The following is an 11,275-nucleotide window of genomic DNA, read 5'->3' as shown; positions in this document are numbered from 1 at the left end:
TGGCCTCAATGCTTGAGCTTTAGATTAATTATACAGGTGAGAAGGCGAAGATTTTGCCGAACTCATTGCTTGCAAATGTAAGAACTGCTCATGCGCCCGCGTTACGTGCTCGAGTTCTATCATCCATTGAGCATTACGTTGGGCAGAGCAAAATGCCGCCATGTGAGCTAATAAGTCTTCGCTCTGTTGACCAAGTAGGTGACCTACGCGCTCAATCAGTTCATGGCTCTCTAGCTGCAAAAATTGAAATAGCGCGTAAGTTTGATTGAGTATTGAGAACGCATCATGTTGTAAGCCGAGTTTGTTGAGAATCTCTGATTGCGTCACGCTGGCATCTCTAAGTCCCGTAATGAGACATACAAATTGGCAAGGTTTAGTTTGTGCATTTTCTAGCGCTAAATGAATGTGGTTGGGTAGATTGTTGAGCACGTCGTCATATAAACGATGAGCTTCTGGCCAATGGCCTTGTTCCATCAGTTGCTCCGCTTTTAAGTAGCGCATCCAGCATTGCTCAATATTCATATCCATCTCCACAACATTTGATTTGTTTAGATATTAAATGAAATTGATTATCAATTGCAAGTGCGTGTTAATATCACTTATGTGTTCATAAAATGTCCAATCAATCTAGGGTGGAAGGTAAATCACTTAAAATTAAGCAAATAATCTCTACACTCAAATAACGAAAATAAGAAAAAAGGAAGTGGATATGGCAATACTAAGATTGGAAGCTAAGCTGCTATATTCTGTAGCAGATCTAGAGAATATGCCATGTAAGTCGACCAAGGAGTTACCTCCAATTGATGAAATCGTGGGCCAAGAGCGCGCGCAAAAAGCGGTCGAGTTTGCGATGTCCATCAAAGAGAAAGGGTATAACATCTACGCCATTGGTCAGAATGGGCTAGGTAAACGCACCATGATCTTGCGCTATCTGAATCGTCACCAGCACGATGCAGCAGCCCTGTTTGATTGGTGTTACGTTGCGAACTTTGAGGATACCCGTACACCAAAGGTATTAAAGCTGCCTTGTGGTATCGGAAATAAACTACGTGTTGATATTGAAGCTTTAATGGGCAAATTATTGAATGCTTTACCCCTAGCATTCGACAATGAAATGTACTTTAGCCGCGCTGAGCGATTAAAAAATCAATTGGCAGCTAAGCAACAAAACGAGCTGGATCGTATTAGTCGAGAGGCAAAAGAAAAGGGCATCAGCCTAACACTGACTACGCAGGGGGATTATCAGTTTGTCGCCATGAACGGTGATGAGCTTCATACGGAAGAGTCTTTTGATGTACTAAGCAAAAAAGAACAAGAGCAATTCAGCGATGCTATTGATGAACTCGAAGTGCGATTGCGCTCGATGGTTCGTGAGCTTACGGAGTGGGAAGAGACATACAGCGATAAAATCAAAAAGCTCAATGATGAAGTGACGCTTGATGTGATTACTCACTTCATCAAAAAACTCAAAGTGGATTACGCGCAATATTCCGAAATCAAAACCTACTTAACTGAGCTGCAAAAAGATATTGTTGAAAACGCAGATATCTTCCTTGACCAAAGTGGCGAGCAAGGCGAAATTGCGACGGCATCCTTGGATAAAAAATTGCCACGTCGTTATAAAGTGAACGTCTTGGTAAGCCGTAAAAGCAGCGAATTTCCTATCGTTGTTGAAGAAAATCCCAACTATCATTCACTCTTCGGGTCGATTGAGACTGCCACTTTCAAGGGAACGGTGTTTACCGACTTCTCGCTGATTCGCGCAGGGAGCTTGCATAAGGCGAATGGCGGCGTTCTATTAATGGATGCTCAGAAAGTACTTGAACAGCCTTACGTTTGGGATGGTTTGAAGCGCGCATTGCGTGCTCGTCAATTGAGTTTTACGTCTCTAGAAAAAGAAGTCACATTGACGGGGGCGGTATCACTCGATCCTGAACCGATTCCGCTTGATATCAAAATCATCTTGTTTGGTGATTACCGAACTTACCAATTACTCCAACATTACGATCCAGAGTTCAGCGAGTTGTTCCGTGTGACGGCAGATTTCGAAGACGAAATGAAACGTACGCCGGAGTCTGAGCTGCATTACGCGCGCTTTATATCTAGCGTGGTGCATGACAACAATATGCTGCATTGCGATCGCAAAGCCATTGCTCGGATCATCGAATACAGCTCACGTTTGTCTGGCGACCAATCCAAGCTATCTCTACATTCGGCTAATATCGCCAACTTGCTTCGAGAGTCGAACTACGTGGCTCGTCAAGCCAACTCTAACATGATCCGTATTGGTCATGTTGAAGAGGCGCTCAATAACCAAGAAATGCGAGTAAGCCGATTACGCGATAATGTAATGGAAACCTTTATTAACGGCACAACGCTGATTCGCACCGAAGGAGAAGCCGTAGGCCAAGTGAACGCACTTTCGGTATTGAGCACTAGTGACTACATGTTTGGTGCACCGAATCGCATCACAGCGACGACGTGTTACGGTGATGGGGATGTTATCGATATCGAGCGCAGCGTGGATTTGGGGGGCAGTATTCACTCTAAGGGCGTGATGATTTTGTCTGCCTACTTATCTTCCGTATTTGGTAAAACGGCACGAGTGCCATTAACGACCACCATTACCTTTGAGCAATCCTATGGTGGTGTTGATGGTGATAGTGCCAGCATGGCTGAGTTATGTGCGGTTGTGTCTGCTTTTTCAAAGCAACCAAATCGACAAGACATTGCGATAACAGGATCGATGAATCAATTTGGCCAAGCTCAGCCTATTGGTGGCGTAAACGAAAAGATCGAAGGCTTTTATGATGTGTGTGTAATTAAAGGTCGTCATGACGGGCAGGGGGTCATTATTCCGCGCTCTAATGTTCACAATCTAATGCTTCGTTCCGACATCGTGAAAGCAGTCGAAAAAGGCGAGTTTAATATTTGGGCGATTGACCATGTTACTGAAGCTATCGAATTGTTTACGGGGAAAGTTGCTGGTGAGCCAACCGATGAAGGCTCTTATCCAATCGATACCATTTTTGGCCTTGCTCAAGCTAAGCTCAATTCGTTGAGAAAATAGGCTGAAACCGTCCTAAATGTGAATGTATCTCATCATAAGTGATCATAATTTATCATAACGACAATATCCCGACGCCACTGTCGGGATATTGTCAATAACAGATTGAAAATGGAGAGTTTTTGCACTAGACAAAAGTGTGATCGACCTCTAATATTCGCCACTTGTTTATTCGTCTGGGATTTATCCCGTCGCAAGGAAGCATAGATATTCAAACTGCCGAAAAGTAACGTTGTTATAAGCACTGCTCGAGTTTGTTTGGATATAGACATCACGCATACAACTGAGGCCCTGTCATGCAGTTATCACTGAAAAATTTGTCAGTACGAACGCAAATTTTGGTTCCGGTATTATTTACCGCGATTGTTTTGTTTATTGCTCTTTGGATTACTAAAAACAATCTTCAAGCAGAGCAAGATGTTATTGCTTCCAACCAAGAATCTTTGGTTTTTCACAAAGACACATTGGCGAGTATTGACGACCAAATTTACCCTCTGCGCATAAGCGCGGTTTACGCTATTTACGATGCTTCTCGTCGTGAGAATTTTCTAACCGAATTGAAAGAAGGCTTAAAGCAAGTTGATGCCGATTTAAGCGCAATTGAAGCCCGAAACCTATTCCGTGACGATGCCGTTAAAGTTCGCCAAGCAATTGAATCCTATGTGCGATATTCAGAGCGCTCAGTTGCTTTCTTCAACCAATACGATCAAGGTTTGAAATCGGATAGCGAGTACCGTGCATTTGTCAAAGAGTATCGCAATGTTGGCCGAGAAATGGTCCAACAAATTAACACACTATCAAAGCATGTAAACGAGCAAGCTGAACAATCTACTATCAGAAGTCATCAGCAAAATGAACGTGTGCAAAATAACGCTATGTTGACGGTTTTAGCGGTATTTGCTTTCTCATTGATAGGCGCTTGGTTCCTATCTGGCATGATTGTTACACCAATCCAAAAGCTGCAAGAAGTGATGCGTCAGTTAGCAATGGGTAATCTATCAGTACGTGCAGATGTCGATGGGGACAATGAGATCTCTAAGCTGAGCAAAGATGTAAACCAAACCGCAGAGCAGTTATACAACACTGTGGACCAGTTAACCCGTATTAGTGAGGAAGTTGCATCTGCATCGACCGAATTAGCTGCGGTAATGACGCAAGCGGAAGCGAACGCTCAACAAGAGTTGGCGGAGATCGAGCAAGTTGCATCTGCGGTTAACGAGCTTGCAAGCACTGCGAATAATGTGAGTGATAACGCGACCTCTGCTGACGCAACTGCGCGTGAAGCTGATGGACTTGCTCAATCAGGTTTGGCTATCTTCCAAGAAAGTGCGGAAGCAAGTGCGCAAATGTCTCAAGCATTGAACGATGCAGCGCAAGTTGTTTTGCGTCTAAAAGAGCAATCTGTACAGATCAACGATGTTATTGAAGTGATTCGCGGCGTATCTGAGCAGACCAACTTGCTAGCATTGAATGCTGCGATTGAAGCGGCGCGAGCTGGTGAATCTGGTCGTGGTTTTGCGGTAGTAGCTGATGAAGTACGCATGCTAGCAGCGCGTACTCAAGACTCGACACAAGAGATCCAAACGATCATTGAAGAGCTTCAAGCGCAGTCTGGGCTTGCGAATGACAGTATGCAAGTCAGCCTTGATATGCTTAGCCGCAACAACGAGCTGACGCAACAAGCGAATGAAGCGTTGGTTGGAATTACCGAGTCAGTCGCCAACATCAACGATTCAAACACGCAAGTAGCAACCGCAGCCGAAGAGCAGTCTCAAGTTACTCAAGATATCAATCGCAACGTGGTTAACATGTCGGAGCTTGTAAACCAAAACGTAGCGGGCATCAGCCAGAGTGCAAGTGCGAGTACTGAGCTTTCATTACTTGCAGAGAAGCAGAAAGAGCAATTAAGTTTCTTTAAGCTTTAATTCATCATCTACTTATCAAATCTCTAAATCCCTGAGTGAATGCTCAGGGATTTTTTTGTTTGTAATAATCGGATTTATTATCAATAAGTCTATCTAAAACAGTTAGTTAACAAGATTTTTTTTGCGGGCGATATCACGTTTTGTGATATTGTTTTTACATTTTTTTCGTCAATTTTTTTTTGACGCGAACATTTTTTTTAACTCAACCGATAACTTGATGGTTGAGAGGTATTCATATCGTCATTTTAAGTGGTGTTTTCTTCTATAAGCGCTGTTTATTCAACACGTTGCGTGAAAAATAACAGCTGCTACTATGCCGCCAGTTTTCTCGTTGGTACAGAAAAGTCCTGTTTTTCTGGTGAGAAAGCACATATAAAACAATGATATGGAAAATAAAAATGAAATTAAAAACTTTAGCTGTAGCAGTGGCGCTAATGGCATCAGGATCTCAAGTTGTCGCTTCAGAACTATACAACCAAGATGGCACTTCTCTTGAGATGGGCGGCCGCGCTGAAGCGCGTCTTTCTATGATGGATGGTAAGGCAGAAGACCGTACTCGCATCCGTCTTAACTTCCTAGGCAAACAGGAAATCAATGAAAACCTATACGGTGTTGGTTTTTGGGAAGGTGAGTTCAAAACAAAAGAAGAAGGTGCTGTAGATAACGACAGTGATCTTGAAACTCGTTACGCTTATGCAGGTCTGGGTGGCAAATACGGTGAAGTAACTTACGGTAAAAACGACGGCGCACTAGTGGTTCTTACTGACTTTACTGACATTATGGCTTACCACGGTAACACAGCAGCACTTAAACTGCCTGTTTCTGACCGTACAGATAACATGCTGTCTTACAAAGGCCAATTCGAGCAACTAGCTGTACGCGCTAGCTACCGTTTTGCTGATCGCACAACAGATGCACAAGGCTTTACAGACAACGAGGAAGATGGCTTCTCTCTATCTGGTGTTTACGCGTTTGCTAACACTGGTTTTGAACTAGGTGCTGGTTACGCAGATCAAAACGACAGCGATGAGTTCATGCTGGTAGCTGCATACTCTGTAGGTGACTTCTACTTCGCTGGTAACTACACTGGCGCGGATATGGATGTTGCAGGCAAGACTCTTGATTACAAAGGCTACGAACTAGCCGCTGCTTACACTATGGGTCAAACTGTATTCACTTCTACGTTCAACAAAGGTGAACTAGAAGACGCAGATACTGTAGAAAACCTAGCTGTTGATGTAACTTACTACTTCAAGCCTAACTTCCGTGGCTACGCATCATACAACTTCGATCTAATGGATAACGAAGGCGCTGATGAAAAAGATGAGCTAGCGCTAGGTCTACGTTACGACTTTTAAGTCATGACTCTTATCTAAGATACTGCCTTATTCTTAGTAAATAAAACCCCTTACTGAAAAGTATGGGGTTTCTTGTTTTCTAGCACTTCGAAGCTTCTTGATAAGCGATAGGGGTTATCAAATCTATCTTTTTAGTGTGAGCTTAGTACCATCAAATTTGAGGTGACTGAGGAGGTTTTTAGCGTTGTTTTTACCAACCTCATCAAACTCCATTCCGTAGCGAGCATAGTGCGTTGATTTTTGTAAATTACAAATACGACCTCGCAACGGCGCTAGCATACGACTTTCTCCGGGCATCGTTAGATCCAATGAAACGTGGTCACCAACCTGAAGTGGTCGGCTCATTGGTGATGTTACAAAACGACAGCCACTACGAGATAAATCTCTTATTTCGCATTCAGTTCGATAGGCTTCTAAACAAACACGCGCTCTCAAATTTACTTCGTAACGCACTTCTTTGCGAAGCTGAAAGACCTGCATAGTGTTAGGTAGGTCTAGCACCAAAATTGGGTACGGATCGCCTAGTCGATGCTGTAATTGGGCCCGAAATGGGATAACGGCCCCTTCACCTCGATGAGAGTAGGCTTTTACATTGATCCAAAAGCCTTCTTGAAAATAGAACTTCAAGTCTTCATCGGAGATGTTCGGAACCTCTATCAATGCAGTATTATTTGAGTGACAGCCAACAAATGTGCTGGTTGTAATAAACTTTGTACCAACGGGGGTGGTGACGTTTAAGCTCACTTCACTGCCATGTTCGACCATTGCCATTGCATCGGTGCTATTTAATGTACTTGCCTGACGTTCTGGTGCCTTCTTGCTTTGCAGAGGTAGCTTGCCGTCTCTGGCAATTGGGCTCATATTTCTCATTATAATTGTCGTACCTGATGTAAGAAGGTAATCGCGTGAGGCGAAGCAGCACTCTCGCATGGTATCGATTTTATTCAGTGATATAGTTTGATTCAATCAATCTGTAACAAAAATTAGAGAGCAAGATATGCATAAAGTAACTCATGAAGCCACGAATAGTACATTCTGGGTTGATTTAGAGCAGGGCTATAAAGCCAAGTTAATTTATCAGCTTAAGGGTAATGTCATGCACATTACATCAACGGTTGTTCCTGAAGCACTGCGAGGTAAGGGGTACGGAAAAGTGATGATGGAAGCGGTGTTGCCAGAAATTGAGTCACTCGGTTATCAAATCAAACCAGTTTGCCCATATGTTATTCACTACATGGAGAAGAACCAAACGTGGTTACATCTGCTCGCATGATGAGTAACAACCACCAACGCTACCAAAATATTGGCCAGGAACTCAATCTAGGTAATTACCGCTCTGTAGAAGTCATACAATCGCTATGGGGAGGCTATGGAGAGTTAGTCCGAGTTACTTATTCAACTCGTTCGGTGATCATTAAGCATGTAAAACTCCCTAAGCCTTCAGAGCATCCTAGAGGCTGGAATACGGACCGTTCTCATCAAAGAAAGCTGCACTCTTATCAGGTGGAAGTGAATTGGTATGAGCATTTTTCCGGAGGGGTGGATACTCGCTGCCGAGTACCACAAGGTCTAAAAACGTTCCAATCGGAGAATGAATGGCTCATTGTGATGGAAGATCTCGCCGAGGTGGGCTTTCCAAAAGTCATCACAGATGCACAGCTAGAGCATCTACAAGCCTGCCTCACTTGGTTGGCGAACTTTCATGCGCGATACATCGATGTTCGTTCGGATAAGTTGTGGCATACCGGAACATACTGGCACTTAGCAACCAGACCCGACGAGCTTGAAGCATTGCAAGACACTGAGCTACAAAATGCGGCTCAATTGATTGATCAAACGCTTTCGCAAGCTAAGTTTAAAACACTAGTACATGGTGATGCCAAATTGGCGAACTTCTGTTTTGATGAAGAAGAATCAAGCGTTGCTGCGGTTGACTTTCAATACGTTGGATGTGGGTGTGCAATGAAAGATGTGGCACTGTTTATGAGTAGCGCCGTTAAGCCAGAACGTTGTGCAGAGATGGAAGTTTGGGTTTTGGATACGTATTTTGCTCAGTTGCAACACGCGCTAATGGTCTATCAACCGAATCTTGACCCTAATGAAGTCGAGCGTGAATGGCGTCCTTTGTTTGCTGTGGCTTGGGCAGACTTTCAGCGCTTTGTGAAAGGTTGGAGTTCCGACCACTGGAAGATCAATCCCTACACAGAAGCATTGACTCGCAGAGCGTTGGCTTACTTACGAAAGTGAGTCGAAGTTTAAAAAGAAAAGCCTCCAATTAGTAGGAGGCTTTGTTTTATCTTTGGCCTGGTCTGATGCGCGCCATATAATAGGTATTGATGAATTCACCATCACGGAAGGAACCGTCAATCGCTTCACCTTCAATTTGAAATCCATGCTTTTTATAAAGCCCAATGGCGGCGTCGTTATCGGCATTGACCTCTATCTGAATTCTTCTCACATTTAACCAGTTATCTGCTAGTTCAGTGACTGTTTCTATCAATTTGCTACCAATACCGAGTCCATGGAAACTATCATGTACTCCGATGCCAAACGATGCCGTGTGCATCGTTCTTGGACGTAGAGAGTGGTGAAAGCCAATATTTCCGACGATTTTACCATCAATTTCAGCGACATAGCTATAAACACCATCAGGTATGTTTGACAACCTTTCCACCCACATCGCGAGCGAAGGCTTTGGGAGTTGCAGGGTTTCACGTTGTGCTTTTGGTTGTGAATAGATTTCTACGAGTGCCGCTGCGTCTTCGACGGTCGTTGGACGTACGATAATTTCCATGCCTCTCTCCTTCGCTTTTTAGTTTTAATTTTTAATCTAACCACAGTTTTCTTATTTGGATAGTGTTTTTTTATGTTTAATGGATAAATGCCTTTTAAATTAGCTTGTTATGATGTGTTTTTTTGAATTTTTAGTAGTGATTTGTCATCGAATTGAACGAGTAGATTGCAAAGGTGTTGAATTATTGTACTGAGAATGGCGCGTACTGCAGAGTATCGTGGTGAATTTCATGTCGCAGTAAATAAACGCATTTAGTCAAACTGTGACGACGGCACTGTGCGTCAGTTGACTTGAATCAATAGAGGATGGAGTTACCTCCTATGAGGTATAGGGAAACGACACGTTTAGGGCTATTTATGCTTAACTTGATAAGGGAGTTTTGTTGAGGAAATAGCATGAAATCCTCTCAGTCTAAAATATCGCAAAGTCGGCGCCGATTTTTGCGTGATACAGCTCGGACTGCGGCTGGTGTTGGCGCAGCTGCGTGTGTATTGGGCTTACAATCGCTACAAAGCCAAGCTCGAGAAACCAAAGGTGTGCCTATTCGTCCGCCTGGTGCACTGCCGGAAGGCGATTTCGAATCAGCTTGTATTCGATGTGGCTTGTGTGTTCAGGCATGTCCTTACGATACCTTGAAACTTGCGACATTACTTTCACCTGTCGCGACTGGCTCACCTTACTTTACTGCACGCGATATTCCCTGCGAAATGTGCGAAGACATTCCTTGTGTTGTCGCTTGTCCGAGTGGGGCGCTAGATCCGAAATTAACCGATATTGATGATGCTCGAATGGGTACAGCGGTTCTTATAGACCATGAAACTTGCCTTAACTGGCAAGGGTTACGATGCGATGTTTGTTATCGCGTTTGTCCGCTGATTGATGAAGCCATCACGTTAGAGATGGTTCACAACGAGCGAACTGGCTATCACGCCAAACTTATCCCTACAGTGAATTCCGAAGTGTGTACCGGATGCGGTAAGTGTGAACAAGCGTGCGTGTTGGATGTCGCTGCTATTAAAGTTGTCCCGACGGATTTGGCGAAAGGCAAAGTGGGCAGCCACTACAATTTTGGTTGGAAAGAGATCGACAAACCACTCGAAAATATCCTCCCTAGTGAGACGCCTGTACCGGAAGGTGCGCTTGAATCGCTAAAAGGAGGTAAGTAATGGCAAAGAACTTAGCTCAAAATGCTGGCAAAGAAGCGCTTGAAAAGCTTGGTTGGTGGCGCGCGCATCGGTTTTTGATTTTACGTCGGCTATGTCAGTTCACCATCATTGCGCTATTTATGGCTGGGCCGACGCTGGGAATTCTAACTGGTAATCTGTCATCAAGTATGTTGCTCGATACCGTGCCGTTAAGTGACCCGTTAATTGTGCTTCAAGCTTTGGCGACAGGGCATGTTCCGGAGTTTAATGCGTTGTTAGGCGTAGTGATTGTCGTGGTGTTTTACGCGATTTTGGCGCCGCGCGCATTTTGTGCTTGGGTGTGCCCGTTGAACATCGTGACAGACTTGGCGGCGTGGTTGCGTCGAAAGCTCAACATTAAAGCGAGCTATCGTTGGTCTCCCGTGATTCGTTATTGGCTGATCCCTGTTTTGATGTTGGGCAGTGCGCTGTCTGGCGCAATTCTTTGGACATGGTTAGATCCAGTGGCGGCACTGCATCGCGGGTTGGTGTTTGGTATGGGCGCAGGTTGGGTGTTGATCGCCCTAGTGTTCGTGTTGGATTTACTCTTGGTTGAGCATGGGTGGTGTGGGCACTTATGTCCACTGGGGGCTACCTATGGCGTGATAGGCCGAAAAAGCCTGTTGCGCGTTACTGCTGTTCGCCGCGAAGATTGCACCAAATGCATGGATTGCTTTTACGTTTGCCCAGAACCAGAAGTGCTTCGGCAGCCTTTGAAAGAGGGAGATCGTCGAGTTATGGATCAAAACTGCATTAGTTGTGGTCGTTGTTTGGATGTATGTCCAGAACATGTGTTTGAATTTAAAAATCGCCTATCAGTAAAAGTCATTGATTAAGCCACTGAGCACATTTACTCATGCTTTATTTCTCTTGATACTTGAACATCGCGCTTAGCCAGGAGTTAAGCGCGATGTTTATCTTCATAACAATATCCCTCAGCCATATCT

General features: G+C 44.2%; 10 protein-coding genes. 7 read left to right on the top strand and 3 right to left on the bottom strand.

The features are described 5' to 3' along the window. Positions 1-24: 24 nt before the first annotated feature. Entirely contained in the window at positions 25-522 is a 498-nt protein-coding gene (locus tag R7O13_RS06600; protein WP_005375116.1) for a hypothetical protein, read from the bottom strand. Between the two features lie 187 nt (positions 523-709). On the opposite strand from R7O13_RS06600, the gene R7O13_RS06595 reads away from it, so the two are divergent. The 3 genes from R7O13_RS06595 (at position 710) to R7O13_RS06585 (ending at position 6,350) form a co-directional block, all read left to right on the top strand. Further along, positions 710-3,070 (top strand): ATP-binding protein, encoded by a 2,361-nt coding sequence (locus R7O13_RS06595; RefSeq protein ID WP_318303344.1) that lies wholly within the window; start codon positions 710-712, stop codon positions 3,068-3,070. A 293-nt stretch (positions 3,071-3,363) separates the two neighbouring features. Then, positions 3,364-4,992 (top strand): methyl-accepting chemotaxis protein, encoded by a 1,629-nt coding sequence (locus tag R7O13_RS06590; RefSeq protein WP_005375120.1) that lies wholly within the window; start codon positions 3,364-3,366, stop codon positions 4,990-4,992. Positions 4,993-5,390: 398 nt separating this feature from the next. Beyond that, positions 5,391-6,350, top strand: a complete 960-nt coding sequence (locus R7O13_RS06585; protein WP_053350045.1) for a porin — start codon at positions 5,391-5,393, stop codon at positions 6,348-6,350. 123 nt (positions 6,351-6,473) lie between these two features. Here the strand turns inward: R7O13_RS06585 and R7O13_RS06580 are convergent, their stop codons facing one another. After that, positions 6,474-7,220 (bottom strand): flagellar brake protein, encoded by a 747-nt coding sequence (locus R7O13_RS06580; RefSeq protein WP_042521645.1) that lies wholly within the window; start codon positions 7,218-7,220, stop codon positions 6,474-6,476. 127 nt (positions 7,221-7,347) lie between these two features. Here R7O13_RS06580 and R7O13_RS06575 point away from each other — a divergent pair, with 127 nt between their 5' ends. Together R7O13_RS06575 and R7O13_RS06570 are read left to right on the top strand one after the other, a co-directional pair. Continuing rightward, a complete protein-coding gene (locus R7O13_RS06575) occupies positions 7,348-7,623 on the top strand; it encodes a GNAT family N-acetyltransferase (RefSeq protein ID WP_318303342.1) in 276 nt (91 codons plus the stop codon). Continuing rightward, a complete protein-coding gene (locus R7O13_RS06570) occupies positions 7,620-8,597 on the top strand; it encodes an ecdysteroid 22-kinase family protein (RefSeq protein ID WP_225491646.1) in 978 nt (325 codons plus the stop codon). The genes R7O13_RS06575 and R7O13_RS06570 overlap by 4 nt, the downstream gene beginning before the upstream one ends. 46 nt (positions 8,598-8,643) lie before the next feature. On the opposite strand, the gene R7O13_RS06565 is transcribed toward R7O13_RS06570, so the two are convergent. Next, positions 8,644-9,144, bottom strand: coding sequence for a GNAT family N-acetyltransferase (locus R7O13_RS06565; RefSeq protein WP_256896024.1), 501 nt, complete (start codon positions 9,142-9,144; stop codon positions 8,644-8,646). Positions 9,145-9,539: 395 nt separating this feature from the next. On the opposite strand from R7O13_RS06565, the gene napG reads away from it, so the two are divergent. Together napG and napH are read left to right on the top strand one after the other, a co-directional pair. Further along, the gene (napG, locus tag R7O13_RS06560; RefSeq protein WP_318303339.1) at positions 9,540-10,310 is read left to right on the top strand and encodes a ferredoxin-type protein NapG; all 771 of its coding nucleotides are present in this window, start codon (positions 9,540-9,542) and stop codon (positions 10,308-10,310) included. Further along, positions 10,310-11,164 carry a quinol dehydrogenase ferredoxin subunit NapH gene (napH, locus tag R7O13_RS06555; protein ID WP_017635480.1) on the top strand — a complete coding sequence of 285 codons (855 nt, stop codon included), beginning with the start codon at positions 10,310-10,312 and terminating at the stop codon, positions 11,162-11,164. Before napG ends, napH begins: the two co-directional genes overlap by 1 nt. Positions 11,165-11,275 lie beyond the last annotated feature (111 nt).

The sequence above is a fragment of the Vibrio sp. Y176 genome (assembly GCF_033438945.1).
The sequence above is the reverse complement of the archived record's forward strand: the minus strand, read 5'-3'. Positions and strand labels throughout refer to the sequence as shown.

What these genes read in the sequence shown, in the direction of transcription:
- R7O13_RS06600 (WP_005375116.1), bottom strand. Translation starts at nt 522, where the DNA reads ATGAATATTGAGCAATGCTGGATGCGCTACTTAAAAGCGGAGCAACTG.
- R7O13_RS06595 (WP_318303344.1), top strand. Translation starts at nt 710, where the DNA reads ATGGCAATACTAAGATTGGAAGCTAAGCTGCTATATTCTGTAGCAGAT.
- R7O13_RS06590 (WP_005375120.1), top strand. Translation starts at nt 3,364, where the DNA reads ATGCAGTTATCACTGAAAAATTTGTCAGTACGAACGCAAATTTTGGTT.
- R7O13_RS06585 (WP_053350045.1), top strand. Translation starts at nt 5,391, where the DNA reads ATGAAATTAAAAACTTTAGCTGTAGCAGTGGCGCTAATGGCATCAGGA.
- R7O13_RS06580 (WP_042521645.1), bottom strand. Translation starts at nt 7,220, where the DNA reads ATGAGAAATATGAGCCCAATTGCCAGAGACGGCAAGCTACCTCTGCAA.
- R7O13_RS06575 (WP_318303342.1), top strand. Translation starts at nt 7,348, where the DNA reads ATGCATAAAGTAACTCATGAAGCCACGAATAGTACATTCTGGGTTGAT.
- R7O13_RS06570 (WP_225491646.1), top strand. Translation starts at nt 7,620, where the DNA reads ATGATGAGTAACAACCACCAACGCTACCAAAATATTGGCCAGGAACTC.
- R7O13_RS06565 (WP_256896024.1), bottom strand. Translation starts at nt 9,144, where the DNA reads ATGGAAATTATCGTACGTCCAACGACCGTCGAAGACGCAGCGGCACTC.
- napG (WP_318303339.1), top strand. Translation starts at nt 9,540, where the DNA reads ATGAAATCCTCTCAGTCTAAAATATCGCAAAGTCGGCGCCGATTTTTG.
- napH (WP_017635480.1), top strand. Translation starts at nt 10,310, where the DNA reads ATGGCAAAGAACTTAGCTCAAAATGCTGGCAAAGAAGCGCTTGAAAAG.